Source organism: Agrobacterium sp. 33MFTa1.1 (genome assembly GCF_004328495.1).
GTDB classification, from domain to species: Bacteria; Pseudomonadota; Alphaproteobacteria; order Rhizobiales; family Rhizobiaceae; genus Agrobacterium; species Agrobacterium pusense.
The window spans coordinates 187,321-205,147 of sequence record NZ_CP036358.1; the positions used below are offsets into that span (position 1 = coordinate 187,321).

Here is a 17,827-nt window from a genome sequence, read left to right on the forward strand (position 1 = left end):
CCTTTGAATTTCTTGGTATTTGTGGACGTGTGCAATTAGTTGCAATTTTATGTCGCACATTTTCCGGTGGGTAGCACCTTCAGTAAATGCTCCCCTATCTCCACGACCGTCGCCGTGTCGCAAATCATCTGGGCGTGGACCGTTACCGGGCGGGCATTCTCACCGTAAGAGTGCATCATCACAGGCTTAAAGGTGCCGAGCGCCCGCTGCTTCGCCATCAATTCGCCCCAGAGTTCAAAATCGCGTTCCCGTATGGCTTTGCCAATTTCATCCTCGATGCGACGATACTCTTCAGCATCCTTGTCATTCAGCGCGGCAGGGGGAATATAAACGGGGATGCGATGCGCCACCGCGTGTCTGTAGTTCTCGAGATACCCGAACCACGGGTCACATTTCACCAGATAGTCACGCAGATCGTCCGGTACGCTTTCCCGCACCCGAATGTTCTTCGGCCCAAATCCGATCATGCCATCCGCAATCGGAACACCCTTCAAATTCCGCAGGTCCGTTTCCACGCACCAAATCCGCGCCATGTTGTCTATCGCGCCGTAGACGTTGACAAGGAACGATTGAACGAAGGCTTCGGCATCGTGGCGGACTTCCTTCGACGGCGATTTTTGCGAGTTCGGCGGGATGATCGAAAAGACGCGATCAGTCAAATGCACCAATGCTTGAACACGCCGAGAAAACCCATGCCGTGCATACTCTGACGCCGCATCGGTCTTGTAATTGCGATCTATAAACCGGAGGAAGAGATCGTTCGCAGCCGATGACCATTTCCGCTTGTTCTGGGCCATCTCTTTCAGCGTATCGTCAGAATACATCGCTTCCCTACGGCCTCTTCTCAAGCGCCACAACGCGGGCCTTGAGGGCGATTATTTCCTCCCGTAGCTCGACAATCTCCCAACCGGCTGGCTTGGTGAAATCAGGCACCAATGACGCCTCTAGGCGAGCAACCATCTCCGCATTGGTGGAACGGTTGTTCAGCTTCGCTTGTTTCGCGATTTGCGCTTTCAGCGTCTTCGGCAGGCGAAGCGCGAACTTATCGTCCAGCGTTCGATTTTCTTCAGTCATAAAAGCCTCTTGCGTCCATCTGAGATTATTTGGACTGAATGCCGTTGACAATAGATCCCAAATGATATCACTTGGTCACAAAGCCAAGGAGTACATGCCATGACGAAGAGACCCAGTGCCTACCCTGTCCGTCTACCCGCCGACCTGAAGGAATGGTTGGAAACCCGCAGCATCCGCAATCACCGCAGCATTAACAAGGAATTGGTAGCCGTCCTATCAGCCGTCCGCGAGGGCGAGAAAACCGGCAGCGGCTTTGAAAAGCTCGCCAATCCGTCCGGCATCCCCGTCGACACCCCTCTGTTTCCGACCTGATCCATCGTCCTTTTAGTTCTAGGAGTATCGATGATGGCAATTGCTACCGTCACTGAGAAGGCCTTCCACGGCGCAAGCTTGTCCCTCTCTCTGGATCGGGCCACAGGCGAGGAACTGGCCCATGCCCGTTAACATCATCATCAAGGCTCCGAAGTACCGAACGGCTAAACAGCTTGTGGCAGACGGAACTTTTCCAGTCTCCCAGGCGACCCTTCTCAAGATCGCCAAGGAACATGGTGTCGGCAGAAAAATGGGCCGTACGATCATGTTCTCTATCGAAGATACCGATAAGCTCTACGAGGCCCTTCCATGCCCCTCAAACTCGTCCGGCGCCCCAAAAGCCCCAACTGGATCATGCGTGGTACTGTCAGGGGCCAAAGCATCGAAGAAACTACAGGAACTTCTGACAAAGAAGCCGCCGAAGCAATCCGTATCCAAAGGGAAAAAGAACTCTTAGACGAGAGTGTTTATGGCAAAAAAGCAACTGTCACTTTTGCCGAGGCGGCGCTGGACTACATCGAACATGGCGATGGCGAGACACGGTTCCTGAAGCCACTTGCAGATCACTTCGGAACCACGCCGCTCCGAAACATCGGACAACACGAGATTGACCTTGCTGCGAAGAAGCTCTTGCCAAAGGCAAGCAATGCCACCCGCAACCGGCAGGTCTACACGCCCATGTCTGCGATCTTGCGGCACGCCGCAGGCAATCAATGGTGTACGGTTCCAAACTTGAAGCGCCCGAAGCAGCCCGAAGGTAAGGTGACATGGATGTCACCGAAAGAGGCCGACAAGCTCATTGACGCTTGCGCACCTCATCTTCGTCCGCTCGTTGTCTTTATGATCTACACAGGCGCACGGGCAGGCGAAGCCGTCTGGTTGGACTGGTCCAATGTCAATCTGGACATGAAGCAGGTAACGTTCCCGAAAACGAAGAACGGGAAACCTCGCAGCGTTCCGCTGCACCCTCGCGTTATAATGGAGCTACGTAAGTCTAATCGTCGTGTGGGAGCGGTGTTCCTTACTCACAAATGCGTTCCGTATGAACATCCCGACCCGGACAAGGATGCAGACACGTCGGCAGGAACTCGTATCAGCAGCGCCTTCAAAACCGCCTGCAAACGTGCAGGGCTTGGCTGGACTGTTCCAGGCAAGGACGACAAACCACGCTTTGTGACGAACATCACGCCACACGTGTGCCGCCATACATGGGCGACTTGGCACTATCAGGCCAACCGTGACCTTACCAAGCTCCAAGAGCTTGGAGGCTGGAAGACGCTCGCAATGGTCATGCGCTATGCACATACGAATGTCGAGACGCACTCAGACAGTATCAATGCGCTCCCTTGGGGAAAATCCGGGGAAACCGAAAATATGGATGTTGAAAACCTTACGGATATAGGGCTTACAGCATGAGCATAAGCCCCCTTGGTAAGGGAGAGGCCGAGAGTTCAAATCTCTCTAGCAGTGCCATTTTCCCATCTAATCAGACATTTCCGCGCCGGCCATTGCCGCATCTGTTTTACGCGACCAATCTGCATGTTCTGCCACACAGTCCGAATAGCGTCTCTGCAAACGGGAAAACGCGCTTCTGCGAAGCGCGGTCTCCGTATCCGAATATTCTGTTGCTGCCAGCGCGGGACGAAACCGCCCGTAGCCAACGGGCGCCGCTTACTGGCGGAAGAGCGACAGGATATTTTCGGAGCTGGTATTGGCGATGGAGAGCGACTGGATGGCCAGCTGCTGCTGTGTCTGGAGCGCCTTGAGCTTGGTCGATTCCTCGTTCATATCCGCATCAACGAGGCGGCCGATGCCCTTGTCGATGGAGTCGGTCAGCTTGGAGACAAAGTCTTCCTGCAGGTCGAGGCGCATCTTGATCGACCCGAGATCGGCGCTGGCGCTGATAAGCGATTCCAGCTGCGTGTTGACGAACTGGATCATGTTATCAAGGCCGTCATTCTCCGTCAGCGGCTGGGCGTTGGCGCCCGTCAGCCCGCCGAGGTCCTCGGTGATGTCGAGATCGATCAGCGAGTAATCGAGTTTCTGCGCCATCTGTGCGTTGGTGCCGGTTTCGAGATAGATATTATTGCTGAGCGAGCCGCCGATGCCGATGGCTGTCACTGTGTTGGGCGTCGGTGCGGTATTATTTGCCTTCACATACAGGGCTTCACCCGCAGCATTTTCGCCGATTTTGAAGTAGGTGCCGTTGTCATTTGTCGAAGTTGCGGAGGCAACGGTGACAAGTCCGGTCGTCGGGTTCTCCGGCGACACCGTGGTGGTACCTGCAGGTGCGAAAGCCTTCATTTGTGTCTCGGTGAACACTTTCGCGGTATAGGGAATGGTCGTCGAAACACCCGCAGCGGTCGTCGTCGTGATCTCGAAATCGCGCAGAACGCCGGTGTCGGAGTAATAGGCAGCGCTGTCGAGAATGCCGTTTTTCGTTGCGCCGGTCGTCGTGTCGAAAAGTGCCGTCTTGTTGTCGATCTGGATATTGATGGTCTTGACAGCGACGTTGCCCGCGCCGTCCCGGATGAAGGAGCCGACGATCTGCTTGGTGACGGGTGTCAGGTTGCCGGAGGCGTCGCTGATCTTGCCCTTCAGCCAATTTTCACCGGAGAAGGAGGCGGATTCGCCAATGCTTCTCAGCTGGTCCTGAAGCTGGCGGATCTCTTCCTGGATCTTGGCCTTGTCAACGCCGGCTTCGCGGGCGGCAACCAGCTTCTTGCTGATTTCCTTGACGACATCGACGGTGGTTTCCATGGCGGAGTAGGCGGTGTCGACCTTGGCTGCGCCGAGGCCGAGGGCGTCCTGAACGGCTGAGAGGGCGCCATTGTCGGAACGCATGGTGGTTGCGATAGACCAGTATGCGGCATTGTCGGATGCGGTTTTGACGCGCATGCCGGAGGAAACACGAGATTGCGTTTCTTCCATGTTGCTGCCGATGGCGCGAAGGGTTTGTAGGGCGGCCATGGCCGCGACGTTCGTCAAAATGCTAGTCATAATGATTTGCCCCTTGATTGGCTGAAATGAGAAGGGACATTCCGGGTTGTCACCGGGAACGATCGAGCGGCTTGATGCCTGTTAACCTCTTTTTCGTCTTGGTTAACCAATCGTTTCGATGACTAGGTTTTAGGCGTCGAATGGTTAACAAAGCCTAAACCTGCAAAGGAAAAAAATTAAGGAACCATAATTTTTCTTAACCATAACGAAAAAGGCCGCGCCCGAGGCGCGGCTTTCCGATGTGAATGATGTCGCTTGTGATTAGCGGAAGAGCGAGAGAATGCTCTGCGAGTCGTTGTTGGCAATCGACAGGGCCTGAACAGCAAGCTGCTGCTGGGTCTGAAGAGCCTTGAGGCGGGTCGATTCTTCGTTCATCTCGGCGTCGACCAGGCGGCCAATACCGCTGTCGAGCGAGTCGGTCAGTTTGTTGACGAAGTTTTCCTGCAGTTCGATGCGCATCTTGACCGAGCCGAGGTCGGCAGCGGCGGACGTCATGCTCTGGTACTGTTTGTCCACGAAGGAAATCATGGCGTCGAGATACTGGTTTTCCGACAGCGCGGTGCCATCAGCGTTGGTGAATGAACCCTTCAGGTCCTTGGTGATGTCGAGTGACGTCAGCGAGTAGGTCAGCTGTGTGGCGAGTTGCCCCCCCTCGGTTGTACCAGTCGTTTCCGTCGCGAGGTAATAGGATGCGGCGGCTGTATTCTTGCCAAGTTCCTTCGTCGTACCCGGGGTAGTGTTGTTCGCGGCAGGGTCTGTGAGGGTTACCTTGACAAACTGGTCTTCCCCGATTTTGGCATAGAGGCCATTGTCGATGCCTGTGGTCGTACCGCCTGCGACGGTATAGAGGCCGTTGGTTTCCACCATGGTGATGGGCGTGGCGGCGGCCTGACGTGTAAAGGCCTTGATCTGCTCTTCGCTGAATACTTTTGCCGCGACTACATTTGTTGTCTTCACGCCACCTGTGGTGGTCTCTATGTTGAAGGTCTTGTAGGAACCGGTCGAGGAATAATAGGCGAATGAATCTAGAATGCCCGTTTTGGTTTCGGCAGCGCCCGAAGACGTGTCGAACAGGACCGTTTCGTTGGTAAGGGCGACATTGATCGTCTTGACGGAAACATTGCCGCCGGCATCACGGATGAAGGAGCCGACGACCTGTTTCGTGACGTCCGTCAGATTGCCAGCGCCATCGCTGATTTTCGCCTGCAGCCAGTTTTCACCGGAGAAGGACGAGGAGCTAGCGATCGACTTCAGCTGGTCCTGCAGCTGGGTGATTTCTTCCTGGATCTTTGCCTTGTCGACGCCGGGCTCGCGGGCGGCAACCAGCTTGTTTTTGATTTCCTTGACGACGTCGATGGAGGATTCCATACCGGAATAGGCGGTATCGACCTTTGCGGCGCCGAGGCCGAGGGCATCCTGCACGGCGGAAAGAGCGCCATTGTCGGACCGCATCGTGGTCGCGATCGACCAGTAGGCGGCGTTATCGGAAGCTTCGCCGACGCGGAGACCAGAGGACACGCGATCCTGCGTCATTTCCATGTTCTGGCCGATGGTGCGCAGAGTCTGGAGAGCAGACATGGCTGCAATGTTAGTAAGAATGCTCGTCATAATAAATTGCCCCTTGAATGGCTGATTAAAGAAGGGACATTCCGGTCTCACCGGGAACGGCGCACAGCATCATGCCTGCTAACCGGCTGATTTTTAATGGTTAGCTCACCGTTTCGATGGCACTAGCTAACGGCCATATGGTTAACGAAGACCTAAGGGACATGAAAAAACTGACATGCTGAGATTTTATTTTGCAATCTTTGCGCGTGCGCGTGTGTAGACGAGAATGCTTAAAAAACAATAAAGCCGCATCCGTTTCCGGATGCGGCTTTTATCAACAGAAAACGCTCGGGTCAGCCTCCTTCGCGCCTGCCATTTTACGCGGTTACAAGATGGTCAGCCCCCGCTTGTAATCCTGCGCTTATATCATTCCGGTCTACGGCTATCCGCTGGTCCGTGTGAGAAACCTGACAGCCGTTGCTTTCCAATTTCCTAATTTCGGAATTTACCCGGCTCTTCGCTCAAATCGTGGTAAATGCTTTGAGAGCAGGGATGGTAAATGAAATCTTTCAATCGCCGGGCCATGCCATAAACGTGAAACCGCGCCCTTTCGGGCGCGGCTCGCTTCTCATTATCTCTGTCCGATTAGCGGAAGAGCGACAGGATGTTCTGCGAGTCGCTGTTGGCGATCGACAGAGCCTGAATTGCCAGCTGCTGCTGTGTCTGCAGAGCCTTGAGGCGGGTGGACTCTTCGTTCATGTCGGCGTCGACCAGGCGGCCGATACCCTTTTCCATGGTCGACGTCAGCTTGGAGACGAAGTCTTCCTGCATCGAGATGCGGTTGGAGACCGAACCCAGATCAGCAGCGGCGCTATTGAGGGTTTCAAGCTGCTTGTCGACGTGGCTGATGAGAGCGTCAAGCACGTCGTTGTCCGTCGCGTCAGCGTCCACGAGACCTGTCGTGTCGACCTTGTATCCAGCCAGCGTGGAAATATCGAGCGTCATGATCGAGCTCTTTGTGACATCAGCTTTTGCAGCAGAGTCGAGAATGCCGCCGGTGATTTTGCCGTCCGATGTATGGCCAGTGTCAATGAGAACGTTTGTACCGCTGAGCTGCAGGTCAATACGCTGAACCTTGACGGTACCGGCAGAGTCACGGGTGAAGGATGCGACAACCTGCTTCTTCAGGTTTGCAATAGCCGCGTCGTCGGTGCCGGCAACGAACGCTGCGCCATCGTTGGACGCCTTGGTCTTCAGCCAGTTCTCGCCGTTGAAGGTTGCGGAGTCGGCGATGGAGGTCAGCTGCTTCTGGAGCTGGCCGATTTCCTTCTGAATCTTTTTCTTGTCGGCGGTCGGGTCCTGGGCAAGGATGAGCTTGTCCTTGATTTCCTGAACGACCTTGATGGTCGCTTCCATGCCCGCATAGGCAGTGTCGACCTTGGCGGCGCCAATGCCGAGAGCGTCGGAAACGGTGGAAAGGGCGGAATTGTCCGAACGCATGGTCGTTGCGATGGACCAGTAAGCAGCGTTGTCGGCGGCGGAGCTTACCTTCTGGCCGGTCGAGATGCGGCTCTGCGTCGTTTCCATGTTCTGGCCGATAGAGCGCAGGGTCTGGAGTGCAGCCATAGAGGAGGCGTTAGTGAGAATGCTTGCCATAGTATTTGTCCCTTGTGTTTACGAGATACTGGAGTTGGGGACATTCCGGACTGTGTATTACCGGTCACAACGTTTCGGCTTCATGCCACTCGGTTCAGAATTAGTTCCTTCTGGAAACCAAACCCGCTGTGTGTGAGGCAAATTTCGCAGTCAAAGCTTGCGCAATTATTAATTTGAGCGTTAATAAGTGCTTGAAGATACTTATGGTTACCGATAGGTATATCTAATTGGTAAGTTTTTAATTTAAAATTATAGTTATCCGACCCCTAGCAAAATTGGTAACCAAAACCTTAAAACGCGAAAACCCCGCTGCCGTGGGGCAGCGGGGTTAATAAACAGGATTAACGAAGTTTATTTCGGCACAGGCGCCGTCAGTTGAACGATCTGACGAGGCTGCCGACAAGCAGGTTCCAGCCGTCGATCAGCACGAAAAACAGGATCTTGAAGGGCAGGGAGATGGAAGTCGGTGGCAGCATCATCATGCCCATGGCCATGGTGATGGTGGCGACGATCAGATCAATGACCAGGAACGGCAGGATGATAAGGAAACCGATCTCGAAACCGCGCCGGATTTCCGACAGCATGAAGGCCGGAACCAGCACTCGATAATCGACGACGTTGTCGGTCATCACTTCCTGGCCGCGTTCGCGGGCAATATCCACGAACAGCTTCAGATCCTTGTCACGCGTATTGGCGTTCATGAAGGTGCGAAAGGGCTCGGCGATGCGCTGCACGGCCTGCTGCTCGTTGATCTGGTTCTGCAACAGCGGTTGCACGCCATCGGTCCATGCTTTGTCGAAGGTGGGCGACATGACGTAGAAGGTCATGAACATCGCCATCGACAGAAGGATCATGTTCGACGGCGTGGAAGCGAGCCCCATGCCGGAGCGCAGGATAGAGAAAGCGATCACGAAGCGCGGAAAGCTCGTGACCATGATCAGGATGCCGGGCGCGACGGAAAGAACCGTCAAAAGCCCGAAGGTGCGGATGATCCATGCCGCGACAGACCCGTCTATCTGCGTGTTGAACAGATCGGACGGAAATTGCTGGGCATTGGCAAGGCCCGGCAAAGCGAGGAGGACGGCGATGGTTACAAGAAATCGAATCATTCGATGACAAAGGTCCGGAACATGACCTTGGATACGCGCCCTTGAGAGCGCAGGTCAACTCGTTCCTGAATGTCATCCTTAAGATATTGAAAGCCGCGCGGCCCTTCCAGCTGCTGAAGGGAAACGGTGCGGACATAGGCCATGATATCCTGATGGATATCCTCGGCCAGTCCGACTTCCACCGGCCCCTTGAACATCAGCGCCACCTCCAGCCGCACCCAGTTCGTCGAGGGGTAGGCGAGATTGGTGGTGATGGGATCGAGCTGGACGATACCGTTCGGTTCGGCCGCTATTTTCTCGACACCCTCTTCCTTCTTCTCGCCATGACCACCGGACGCAGCGGTGGCATGGGCCTCGGTTGCGGCAATCTTCGGTGCGATCATGCCGCCGACGAGCCAGCCTCCGCCCACGCCGAGTAGGGTGAGGATCACAACACCTGCGATGGTCATGATCAGAGGGGAGGATTTCTTCTTGCCCTCTGCCTGTTCGTTTTCCATGGATCAGTCCGTTCCCCGTGTGCGGCGTCAGAGCGGCGAGAACAGGTCGACGACCTGCTGCCCGACCGGAGGCTGCTGCACTTCCGTCAGACGGCCGCGACCGCCGTAGGAGATGCGCGCTTCGGCAATCCGCTCGTAGGAGATCATGTTCTGAGCATCCACATCCTGCGGCCGCACGATGCCGCCGACGTTGAGGATGCGGATTTCATGGTTCACGCGCACTTCCTGCGAGCCGCTGATGATGAGGTTGCCGTTTTCGAGAATACCCGTCACGACGGCGGCCACGAGCAGCGTCAGCTTTTCAGACCGCTTTGTCTTGCCCTTGGCCTGGGTATCGGTGTCGGAGCCGTATTTGATGTTGGAATCCGCGTCCGGCGTCCAGCCAAGGATCTGGGCTTTTGCCTTCCAGTTCAAGCCGCTGGAATTGGTGCGGTTACGCTCGGTTTCGTTGTCGAAATCGGCCTTGTCGTTGATCTGGATGTTGACGGTCAGGATGTCGCCGATGTTCAGCGCGCGCAGGTCTTTGAAAAGTGCGCCCTGGCTGTCGCTCCACAGTGAATAGCCGCTTGCCATGTGTTTCGGCTGCTTGGGATACATGCCCATCTGCGGTGTCTGGCTGAATTGCAGACCGCTACCGATCGGGCTCATCGCCGGTGCGTTACCGATTTCCTTCAGGGTCTGGTTGTTCTGGCAGCCTGCCAGGAGAGCGAGCGGCAGGAGGAGGGCCGGAAGACGACGCGTGCTCATGAAGGATCCTTCGAAGTGTTTTTGTCGATTGCCTGCGACATGATGCCGGCGACGGTGGCAGCTTTCTGCGCGTCCATCTCGCTGAGGATGAGGCCGGATTGACGCGGCGGCAGCTGCATGATGATGGCGGCAGCAATCTCCACATGCATCTTCTCAAGCTGCGGTGCGGCGGCATCCGCCTTCATCGTCTTGTAGATGTCGACGAGGTTGCTTTTGGCCTGGTTGAGGAAATGTTCGCGGCGCGCCAGCCAGTCTTCATATTCAGCCTTGCGGTTTTCCAGCACGGAAATGCGCTCGTTCACGTCGGACTGGAGCTTCTCGAGCTCCTGCTTCTGCATCAGGTAACGCTGATCCCGGGCCGCATCGGCAATGTTGGTGCAGAATTTCTGGATTTCATCCTGCGTGCTGAGTTCTGAAACCACGTTCTGCTGGCTCTCCGCGCCGGCGGCCGGCAGCAGGAACAGCAGCGACGCGACCGCCGCGAAGCGGACGAGGCCATTCGAAAGCGGATTTTTGGTCTGACGTTCCATCATTGCAGCACAAGCTCCGCCTGAAGGGCGCCGGCGGATTTGATGCCTTGCAGGATGGCGATGATACCATCCGCCTTGAGCCCGATGCTGTTGAGACCGGCAACCAGCGTGCGAAGGTCAGGCCCTTCGACGATGGCGACCTTGCTGCCTTCCTGCATGGCCATGATATCCGTCTGCGGCTGCACCGCCGTTTGGCCACGCGAGAAGGGTGCCGGCTGAATGACCTGCGGTGATTCGGTCACTTGGACGGTCAGCGTGCCGTAGCTGACGGCGACGCGCGAAATCCGCACATCCGCACCGATGACGATCGTGCCGGTGCGTTCGTTGATGACGACCTTGGCCGGGGTATCCGTCTCGACGGTCAGGTTTTCGATTTCCGCCATCAGCCGGGTGAGATCCGCGACGCGAGGCTTTTGCACCGCGATTTCCTGCGAATCGCGCGGTTCGGCGATCGGATCGCCATAGCGGGCGCGGGCAAAGGCGTTGACGACGTCTGCGACGCGCACGGCCGTCGAAAAGTCGGGGTTGCGCAGCTGAAGGACCAGATTGACCGAATCCTTGAACTTCGACGGCAGCTCCCGTTCGATGATCGCGCCGTTTGGCACGCGCGCCGACGTGGTGACACCCTGGGTCAGCGTTGCCGCATCGCCCTGCGCCGAAAAGCCGTTGACGATCAGTGCCCCCTGCGCGACCGCGTAAATCTGCCCGTCGGCGCCGGACAGCGACGTCATGATGAGGTTGCCGCCGCGCAGCGAAGAGGCATCGCCGAGCGAGCTCACCGTCACGTCGACGCGGCTGCCGGGGCTCGCAAAGGGTGGCAGATTGGCCGTCACCATTACGGCGGCGATGTTCTTGGCATTCGATTGGCCGCCCTGCGTGGTGATGCCGAGATTCTGCAACATCGCGCGCATGGATTGCTCGGTAAACGGCGAAGAACGCAGGCTGTCGCCCGTGCCCTGCAGGCCGACCACGAGACCGTAACCGATGAGCTGGTTGTCACGTCCTGCCTGCAGCGATGCGATATCCTTGATGCGGGACGTATCCGCATGGGCTGCCGGAACGGAAAGGAAGGGCTGGGCCGAAAACAGGATGGCCGCGGCCAGGATACGAAGCACTCTCATTTCGCCATCACCTGAATGGTTCCGTCCTTCATGACCGTGCCGTTGACGATGACGCCGGAATCGATGTTGCGTACCCTTACGACTTCGCCGAGCGAGCCATCAGTCATCGGTGTTCCCGAAGCCATCAGCGTCATATTGCCGATGGTGAAGACGAGCTTGACGCTGGTGCCGCGCGTGACGAGCGAGGGTTCGCGCAGGGCGGCAACGGGGATCGTGCGGCCGGGAAGCAGGGTCTGCTTGGAGATCATGCCTTCCACTTCGCTGATGTCGCTCGCGTAACCCGCGGAAATATTGGGATTGGTCACCTCCACCGGCTTCACCTGTTCGGACGTGATCGTCTCGCCCGGATAGATGGTACGCACGGGAACCAGCGCCATTGGCGCCTGGGAGAAGGCAGGCGCGAAAGCGCCGATTGAAAAGGCAGACGCCAGGCACATACGGGCGAGCGCCCTTTTGCAGCTGTTATTTTTCCGGCCAAACCTCATGTTCGCCTGCCTTTCCGTTCTTACTTCAGGTTCTTGCTGACAATCGAAGCCATTTCGTCAGCGGTGGTGATGACCTTGGAATTCATCTCATAGGCGCGCTGCGCCGTGATGAGGTCGGTGATTTCCTTGACGGCGTCGACGTTAGAGCCTTCGAGGTAGGATTGCTTGATGTAGCCGTAGCTCGGATCGTCGGGCACGCCGATGACGGCGTCGCCGGAAGCCGGTGTCTGGGCGAAGAGGTTGTCGCCGAGCGGCTTCAGGCCAGCTTCGTTGGCGAAGTTGGCGATGGTCAGCTGGCCAAGCTCGGTGAAGTCGGCGGCGTTGCCGATACGGGCCGTCACCTGACCCGTGCGGGTAACGGTGATGTCCTGCGCGTCGGTCGGGATATTGATATTCGGAATGACGTTATAGCCATCCACCGTCACGAGATTACCATCGGCGTTCTTGTTAAAGGCGCCGGCGCGGCTGTAGAGCGTCGAACCATCGGCCGCCTCGATCTGGAACCAACCCTGACCGATGATCGCGACGTCGAGCTTGTTGCCGGTCTCGATCAGATTGCCCTGGGTGTGGATGTTGCGCACGGCCGAGGTCTGCACGCCGAGGCCAATATTGGCGCCCTCGGGCACGATCGCCTGGTTGGCGCGGTTTGGCACACCCTGCATGCGCTCAGTCTGATAGAGAAGATCGGTGAACTCCGCCCGCGCGCGCTTGTAACCGGTGGTGTTGATGTTGGCGATGTTGTTGGCGATGACTTCCAGATTGGTCTGCTGGGCGTCCATACCGGTGGCAGCGATGGCAAGAGCTCTCATGTCAATATTCCTGCTGGGCTAGATCTGCATCTTGGTAATGTCGAGATAGGCCGACACGATCTTGTCTCGGAGCGCGATGGCGGTTTGCAGCGACTGCTCGGCTGAAAGCATGGCATCGACGACTTCACGCGTATTCGCCTTGCCCTGAATGCCTTCAAAAGAAGCGACTTCGGCTTTCTTGAGGTTGTTCATCGCGTCAACGGAAACATTGCCGAGAACGCTTGCGAAGCTCTGACCGGTCTGCTGCGCTGGTGTCGTCTGCTCGCTGCCGAAAATATTGTCGGTGAGCGAGGAAACACTGCCGGCGCCGCGCGTCAGCGAGAGAGAGCCGAGTTGTTTGATGCCGTCGATCATTGCGATGCCTTCAGAAGGTCGATGGTGGAGGCGACGAGGTCGCGTGTCTGGCGGATGACCTGAAGATTGGCGTCGTAGCTGCGGTTTGCTTCGCGCATGTCTGCCATTTCGATCAGGATGTTGACGTTCGGCATCTTTACCATGCCGTTTGCGTCGGCTGCCGGATTGCCGGGGTCGTATTCGTTGATGAAGTCGCCGCGATCGACGCCGAGCTTTTTCACCGTCACGCGCTCGACGCCGCTGACACGGTCGAGTTCCGAACCGAAGGTGACTGTCTTGCGGCGATAGGGGTCCGCGCCTGGTGTGTCACCCGTCGATCTGGCATTGGCGATGTTTTCAGACACGATGCGCAGTCGGGTGGACTGCACTTCCAGGCCGCTGCCGGCGATCTTGCTCGCCGCACTCAAGGGATCCATGGCTTACCTCTTAACCGTCATCAGCATCATGCGATGGAAGGATTTGACGAGATTGGCATTCAGCTCGTACTGCCGCTTGATCTCGCCGGTCTTGGTCATTTCTTCCGCAAGCGCGACCGAATTGCCCGATTCCTGCATGCCGATCTCGTTGTTGACCGGGTTGTCGCGCACCGCGATATTGTCGCTGAGTGTGCTCTCGCCGAAGTGGGCAGGGTTGGTCCTCGCCATGCCGACCTGCTGGCTGGTGGCCTGCATGACCGCTTCGAATGGGCTGACATCCTTGGCGTGGAACTTGGGTGTGTTGGCGTTGGCGATGTTGGTCGCCACGACTTCCTGCCGCACGCTCAGCCATTCCGCTTGGCGGGATGCCAGTTCGAACAGTTGAATCGGTTGCATAGACTTCTCCATCTCGTATGCCCCGAACCTACGGGGCTAATCTTGCGTCAGACTTGCGGAGAAGACGAAGGGGTGCGACGACGGGAAAAGGCGCATGGATGCGCGGCCTGCACAAAGAAAAAAGGCGCGCCAGCAGATGCCGCGCGCCTTTTGATCGGAAGAAAATTCTTTTATTTTTCGGGGTGATAGGTTTTTCCAGAGGATGTCTCTATCAACCACTCGCCGTTGCGTTGCTCGATCTTCGTCAGCAGCGCATTATCAGGCAGGGTTGAGCCGACCCTCACCATATACATGCCCGAACCGTCTTCGATCAGGGCGCGGCCGTTGGAGACATGCAGCAGACGGAAGGCGGTCTGGCCGGGAAAGGGCTGGTCCTCGACCCCGGCTGCGAGATTGTTCTGTTTTTCCTTGCCGCCTGCGTTCACGGTCGCCGTCGTCAGCATGTCGGGCAGTTCGGCCGGCGGTGGGGTGTCTTCCTTGTTGCGATTGGTCATCGCCATCGGAGAAACACTGAAGACTTCCCGCGGGCCGGTATGGGGCAGATCGCGGGTGCGGTCGCCGCCAGCCACCTTCATGCCGAATTTTTCCTCGTTGAAGAACACGTACCAGGGGAAGAAGGCCGCTGCAGCGGCAAGCGTGATGCCTGTCCATGCCAGAATACGGTCGGGTGTGAAGAAAACGGGCTTGGGCAGCACGCCTTCATCGTAGCTATCGTTATTCCGCTTTTTCTTCACGGTCAGCCTCTCATTCTCGGGGTTACCTGCGGCTGGCCGTTCTGCGCGCCGCCGCGCAATGCGGTCGCAAGGTCAGCATAGGCATCCTGTGCCGCCGGTTCGTTCGGCAGCTGTTTCAGCGTTTCATAGATGATCGGAACCTGCTTCACCGCCATGTCGAGGTCTGGGTCGGTGCCCGGCCGGTAACCGCCGATGAGGCGAAGATCCCGCGTTTCCTCGAAGCGATGCACCAGCGCCTTGAGGCGTGACACCAGCTTTTCCTGATCCGGCGTCCATGCTTTCTTGGCGAGACGCGAGATCGAGGCGAGCGGATTGATCGGCGGGTAGCGGCCTTCTTCTGCAAGGCTGCGGTCGAGCACAATGTGACCATCGAGAATACCGCGGGTCGAATCGGCGATCGGATCGTTATGATTGTCTCCATCCACCAGAATGGAAACGATGGCGGTGATGGTGCCGGTGCCTTCGGCGCCCGGTCCCGCCCGCTCGAGAAGACGCGGCAGCTCGGTGAAGACGGAGGCGGGGTAACCGCGTGCCACCGGCGGTTCACCCGAAGCAACGGCCACTTCGCGGATCGCATGGGCAAATCGCGTCACGCTGTCAATGATGAGGAGGACATTGTCGCCCTGATCCCGGAAATGCTCTGCAATGGTGACGGCGGAAAGTGGCGCCATCTTGCGCAGCATCGGGCTTTCATCGCTCGTCGCGACAACGGCGATGGACTTGCTCATGTTCTCGCCCATCGTGTCTTCGATGAATTCGCGCACTTCACGTCCGCGCTCGCCGACCAGTGCAATCACCACCTTGTCGAAGGCGTCAGCCTTTGCAAGCATGGACAGCAGCGTGGATTTGCCGACGCCCGAGCCGGCGAAAATGCCAAGGCGCTGGCCGAGACACAGCGGCGAAAAAATATCGATTGCCCGCACCCCGGTCTTGAACGGGGTCTCCACCCTCTTGCGGGTCATTGAGGGTGGCGCATTGTTGGAAATCGAACGGCGTTCAATGCCCGCGGCAAGCGGTCCCTGGCCGTCGATAGGTTCACCAAGCGCATTGATGGTGCGTCCGCACCAGCTATCATCAGGCGCGACACGGAAGGCGCCCTTGCGGATGACGGTATCGTGAATGCCGATCGGTTCGCCCGGCTCGATAGGGCACACGTAGCAGATATCCGGCTCAACGCGCACCACTTCGCCGAGATGGATGCCGGTCGGGCTGCGATGGGCAACAAACTCGCCGAGCCGCACATGCCGGGACAGGCCGGACACGGTATAGTGCCCGGCTGCGATGGTGCGAACGTGGCCGCCCGGCGCCACCGAAAATTCCGGATCGGCATAATGTCCGGCAAGGCCGGCCAGTTGGGCGAGCTTCGGTGAAATGGCTTCAGCCGAAAGCATGGATACCGGCATTGTCATTGGTCAGTTCCTCAGCGCGCGCCACCAAGCGTCTTGATGCCCTCACCGAAGGTCGATTCGGTATCGCGCATAAGAGAGGAGATGCTTTCGAAGGCACGGTTGACCTGGATGAGCTGCGTCATCTGGGAAATCCCGTTGACGTTCGACTGTTCGAGATAACCCTGAACGACGCCGACCTCGTGATTGTTGACGACGGGGACCGGCTGAGCCACGGGCTTCACGCCGCTATTGGGGTGGCGCAGGAAACCTTGCGAAAAATCCGCCTGGAAGATGCCAAGCGTGGCGACGATGTTTTCGTTCTGCCTGATGGCTCCGTCAAGACCCACGGTAATCGGGCCGCCATTCGGATTGAGCTGGATCGGGCCGCCGCCGGCGTCGAGAACCGGGTAACCGCTGGAGGAAATGAGCGCGCCGTCAGGCCGCATGGTGAAGCGGCCGTCACGGGTCAGAATCTGACCGTCGGGCGTATCCAGCGAGAACCAGGCATCGCCCTTGATGGCGAAATCGAAGGAATTGCCGGTCTGCTCGAAAGCGCCCTGGCGCGTGGAGAGATAGTCGTTGCCCTGGGACACGAAGGCGATCTTGGCATTCATGTCATTATGGTTCTTGGCGACCATTTCGTCGAATTTCACTTCGGAACCGCGGAAGCCGACGGTGTTCACATTCGCCATATTGTCGGAAATGGTGGTGAGACGGCGCTCCAGCGCGATCTGCGAGGACAGGGCGACGTATAGTCCGGATTGCATATCATTTGCCTCCGAGTTTCAGGGAGTTGATGGATATCAGCAGGTCGGCGGAGATACCGTAGCCGCTGGAGGAGCCGAAGACGGCGAGGGGATCGTAGGTCGTCGAGGGGTTTTGCATTTCCCACATGATGGTGAAACGCTCGAGCAGCTTGCCGACCTTTTCAGGATCCTGCAGGTCCTTGACATCTATCGTTTTTTCGATGAGGGCGGCCTGTTTCTCGACATCTGCCCCGGCGAATTCGTCGGGCAGGTTGTAGGCCGTGCGAAACACCTGCGCGAGCGCATCGTCGGCCAGAAAGTCGAGGCCGGATTTGATCGTCGGCGCCTTGCGCTCGAAATAAAGGGCGAGACGAACACCGTTATTGTCGTCGCCCGCTTCCTGTTCCAGCGTCTGCCGGGTGTATTTGGTAATGACGCCCGACTGGGCTGCATCGACCGAAGTCGCCGCCGCACCCAGATCCGCGAAATTCAGCGATTTCGCGAAATCCGCATAACGGCTGTCAGAAAGCTTGTTGGCGAAGGCATTCTTGTCGGTCGCGCCTTCTGTCAGGACCTTGCGGATGAAGGCTTTCGCATAGGCCATGTCCTCGAGCCCGTGCGCCTTGAGCGCGTAATTGTAAAGGCGGGTATCCGCCATGAAATCGTCTATGGATTTCACGTCGCCGATCTTTGCGCGGTAATATTCGGTCTCACGCGCCACGTCCGGCTGCTTCGACACCCGCTCAAGCGACTTGCCGATATCCTGAGTGATCAGTCTGTAGCTGGTGTAGGTGGAAGTCACTGAACCGCCGCTCTCGTTTGATCCCGATCTCAAGGCGCACGTCCGCCTTTGCCGGCATAGTGCCGCGGCTTGCTTGTGCGAAACTGGCTGGAGGCTGAAGCGC

Annotated in this window: 21 protein-coding genes; 2 read left to right on the forward strand and 19 right to left on the reverse strand. The window is 57.5% G+C overall.

What is annotated here, in order from left to right; translation table 11 throughout:
* Positions 1-47: 47 nt before the first annotated feature.
* Entirely contained in the window at positions 48-824 is a 777-nt protein-coding gene (locus tag EYD00_RS00915) for a hypothetical protein (protein WP_034496050.1), read from the reverse strand.
* A gap of 7 nt (positions 825-831) precedes the next feature.
* On the reverse strand, positions 832-1,074 hold the full coding sequence (locus EYD00_RS00920; RefSeq protein ID WP_034496048.1) for an Arc family DNA-binding protein: 243 nt from the start codon (positions 1,072-1,074) through the stop codon (positions 832-834).
* A 99-nt stretch (positions 1,075-1,173) separates the two neighbouring features.
* Between EYD00_RS00920 and EYD00_RS00925 the strand changes: the two genes are divergently transcribed.
* Positions 1,174-1,386 (forward strand): Arc family DNA-binding protein, encoded by a 213-nt coding sequence (locus EYD00_RS00925; protein WP_081859359.1) that lies wholly within the window; start codon positions 1,174-1,176, stop codon positions 1,384-1,386.
* Between the two features lie 309 nt (positions 1,387-1,695).
* On the forward strand, positions 1,696-2,802 hold the full coding sequence (locus tag EYD00_RS00930; protein ID WP_034496047.1) for a tyrosine-type recombinase/integrase: 1,107 nt from the start codon (positions 1,696-1,698) through the stop codon (positions 2,800-2,802).
* A 255-nt stretch (positions 2,803-3,057) separates the two neighbouring features.
* Here the strand turns inward: EYD00_RS00930 and EYD00_RS00935 are convergent, their stop codons facing one another.
* The 17 genes from EYD00_RS00935 to EYD00_RS01020 form a co-directional block, all read right to left on the reverse strand.
* Complete coding sequence (locus tag EYD00_RS00935; protein ID WP_034496045.1) at positions 3,058-4,386, reverse strand: flagellin N-terminal helical domain-containing protein; 1,329 nt, start codon at positions 4,384-4,386, stop codon at positions 3,058-3,060.
* Positions 4,387-4,647: 261 nt separating this feature from the next.
* Positions 4,648-5,994 carry a flagellin N-terminal helical domain-containing protein gene (locus EYD00_RS00940; RefSeq protein WP_034496043.1) on the reverse strand — a complete coding sequence of 449 codons (1,347 nt, stop codon included), beginning with the start codon at positions 5,992-5,994 and terminating at the stop codon, positions 4,648-4,650.
* A gap of 585 nt (positions 5,995-6,579) precedes the next feature.
* Positions 6,580-7,590 (reverse strand): flagellin N-terminal helical domain-containing protein, encoded by a 1,011-nt coding sequence (locus EYD00_RS00950; protein ID WP_034496042.1) that lies wholly within the window; start codon positions 7,588-7,590, stop codon positions 6,580-6,582.
* Positions 7,591-7,961: 371 nt separating this feature from the next.
* Complete coding sequence (gene fliP / locus EYD00_RS00955; protein WP_004439940.1) at positions 7,962-8,699, reverse strand: flagellar type III secretion system pore protein FliP; 738 nt, start codon at positions 8,697-8,699, stop codon at positions 7,962-7,964.
* Complete coding sequence (locus tag EYD00_RS00960; protein WP_034496041.1) at positions 8,696-9,196, reverse strand: flagellar basal body-associated FliL family protein; 501 nt, start codon at positions 9,194-9,196, stop codon at positions 8,696-8,698. Before EYD00_RS00960 ends, fliP begins: the two co-directional genes overlap by 4 nt.
* A 27-nt stretch (positions 9,197-9,223) precedes the next feature.
* Entirely contained in the window at positions 9,224-9,943 is a 720-nt protein-coding gene (gene flgH, locus EYD00_RS00965; protein ID WP_004439948.1) for a flagellar basal body L-ring protein FlgH, read from the reverse strand.
* Complete coding sequence (locus EYD00_RS00970) at positions 9,940-10,476, reverse strand: MotE family protein (RefSeq protein WP_004439951.1); 537 nt, start codon at positions 10,474-10,476, stop codon at positions 9,940-9,942. Before EYD00_RS00970 ends, flgH begins: the two co-directional genes overlap by 4 nt.
* On the reverse strand, positions 10,473-11,594 hold the full coding sequence (locus tag EYD00_RS00975) for a flagellar basal body P-ring protein FlgI (RefSeq protein WP_022555612.1): 1,122 nt from the start codon (positions 11,592-11,594) through the stop codon (positions 10,473-10,475). Before EYD00_RS00975 ends, EYD00_RS00970 begins: the two co-directional genes overlap by 4 nt.
* Positions 11,591-12,079, reverse strand: a complete 489-nt coding sequence (gene flgA, locus EYD00_RS00980) for a flagellar basal body P-ring formation chaperone FlgA (protein ID WP_004439958.1) — start codon at positions 12,077-12,079, stop codon at positions 11,591-11,593. The genes EYD00_RS00975 and flgA overlap by 4 nt, the downstream gene beginning before the upstream one ends.
* 20 nt (positions 12,080-12,099) lie before the next feature.
* Positions 12,100-12,888, reverse strand: coding sequence for a flagellar basal-body rod protein FlgG (flgG, locus tag EYD00_RS00985; protein ID WP_003503427.1), 789 nt, complete (start codon positions 12,886-12,888; stop codon positions 12,100-12,102).
* A gap of 18 nt (positions 12,889-12,906) precedes the next feature.
* Positions 12,907-13,242 carry a flagellar hook-basal body complex protein FliE gene (gene fliE / locus EYD00_RS00990; protein WP_006698199.1) on the reverse strand — a complete coding sequence of 112 codons (336 nt, stop codon included), beginning with the start codon at positions 13,240-13,242 and terminating at the stop codon, positions 12,907-12,909.
* Positions 13,239-13,658 carry a flagellar basal body rod protein FlgC gene (gene flgC / locus EYD00_RS00995; RefSeq protein ID WP_004439964.1) on the reverse strand — a complete coding sequence of 140 codons (420 nt, stop codon included), beginning with the start codon at positions 13,656-13,658 and terminating at the stop codon, positions 13,239-13,241. Before flgC ends, fliE begins: the two co-directional genes overlap by 4 nt.
* A 3-nt stretch (positions 13,659-13,661) precedes the next feature.
* Positions 13,662-14,054: a flagellar basal body rod protein FlgB gene (gene flgB / locus EYD00_RS01000; protein ID WP_004439967.1), complete on the reverse strand. Its 393-nt coding sequence runs from the start codon at positions 14,052-14,054 to the stop codon at positions 13,662-13,664.
* Positions 14,055-14,224: 170 nt separating this feature from the next.
* Positions 14,225-14,749 (reverse strand): hypothetical protein, encoded by a 525-nt coding sequence (locus EYD00_RS01005; RefSeq protein WP_373969202.1) that lies wholly within the window; start codon positions 14,747-14,749, stop codon positions 14,225-14,227.
* Between the two features lie 41 nt (positions 14,750-14,790).
* Complete coding sequence (gene fliI / locus EYD00_RS01010) at positions 14,791-16,197, reverse strand: flagellar protein export ATPase FliI (RefSeq protein WP_006698198.1); 1,407 nt, start codon at positions 16,195-16,197, stop codon at positions 14,791-14,793.
* A gap of 11 nt (positions 16,198-16,208) precedes the next feature.
* A complete protein-coding gene (gene flgF / locus EYD00_RS01015; RefSeq protein ID WP_004439975.1) occupies positions 16,209-16,943 on the reverse strand; it encodes a flagellar basal-body rod protein FlgF in 735 nt (244 codons plus the stop codon).
* A gap of 1 nt (position 16,944) precedes the next feature.
* Positions 16,945-17,724 carry a DUF1217 domain-containing protein gene (locus EYD00_RS01020; protein ID WP_034496037.1) on the reverse strand — a complete coding sequence of 260 codons (780 nt, stop codon included), beginning with the start codon at positions 17,722-17,724 and terminating at the stop codon, positions 16,945-16,947.
* Positions 17,725-17,827: the final 103 nt, after the last annotated feature.

Coding starts and splice junctions, on each gene's coding strand:
- EYD00_RS00915 (WP_034496050.1), bottom strand. CDS start 824: ATGTATTCTGACGATACGCTGAAAGAGATGGCCCAGAACAAGCGGAAA.
- EYD00_RS00920 (WP_034496048.1), bottom strand. CDS start 1,074: ATGACTGAAGAAAATCGAACGCTGGACGATAAGTTCGCGCTTCGCCTG.
- EYD00_RS00925 (WP_081859359.1), top strand. CDS start 1,174: ATGACGAAGAGACCCAGTGCCTACCCTGTCCGTCTACCCGCCGACCTG.
- EYD00_RS00930 (WP_034496047.1), top strand. CDS start 1,696: ATGCCCCTCAAACTCGTCCGGCGCCCCAAAAGCCCCAACTGGATCATG.
- EYD00_RS00935 (WP_034496045.1), bottom strand. CDS start 4,386: ATGACTAGCATTTTGACGAACGTCGCGGCCATGGCCGCCCTACAAACC.
- EYD00_RS00940 (WP_034496043.1), bottom strand. CDS start 5,994: ATGACGAGCATTCTTACTAACATTGCAGCCATGTCTGCTCTCCAGACT.
- EYD00_RS00950 (WP_034496042.1), bottom strand. CDS start 7,590: ATGGCAAGCATTCTCACTAACGCCTCCTCTATGGCTGCACTCCAGACC.
- fliP (WP_004439940.1), bottom strand. CDS start 8,699: ATGATTCGATTTCTTGTAACCATCGCCGTCCTCCTCGCTTTGCCGGGC.
- EYD00_RS00960 (WP_034496041.1), bottom strand. CDS start 9,196: ATGGAAAACGAACAGGCAGAGGGCAAGAAGAAATCCTCCCCTCTGATC.
- flgH (WP_004439948.1), bottom strand. CDS start 9,943: ATGAGCACGCGTCGTCTTCCGGCCCTCCTCCTGCCGCTCGCTCTCCTG.
- EYD00_RS00970 (WP_004439951.1), bottom strand. CDS start 10,476: ATGATGGAACGTCAGACCAAAAATCCGCTTTCGAATGGCCTCGTCCGC.
- EYD00_RS00975 (WP_022555612.1), bottom strand. CDS start 11,594: ATGAGAGTGCTTCGTATCCTGGCCGCGGCCATCCTGTTTTCGGCCCAG.
- flgA (WP_004439958.1), bottom strand. CDS start 12,079: ATGAGGTTTGGCCGGAAAAATAACAGCTGCAAAAGGGCGCTCGCCCGT.
- flgG (WP_003503427.1), bottom strand. CDS start 12,888: ATGAGAGCTCTTGCCATCGCTGCCACCGGTATGGACGCCCAGCAGACC.
- fliE (WP_006698199.1), bottom strand. CDS start 13,242: ATGATCGACGGCATCAAACAACTCGGCTCTCTCTCGCTGACGCGCGGC.
- flgC (WP_004439964.1), bottom strand. CDS start 13,658: ATGGATCCCTTGAGTGCGGCGAGCAAGATCGCCGGCAGCGGCCTGGAA.
- flgB (WP_004439967.1), bottom strand. CDS start 14,054: ATGCAACCGATTCAACTGTTCGAACTGGCATCCCGCCAAGCGGAATGG.
- fliI (WP_006698198.1), bottom strand. CDS start 16,197: ATGACAATGCCGGTATCCATGCTTTCGGCTGAAGCCATTTCACCGAAG.
- flgF (WP_004439975.1), bottom strand. CDS start 16,943: ATGCAATCCGGACTATACGTCGCCCTGTCCTCGCAGATCGCGCTGGAG.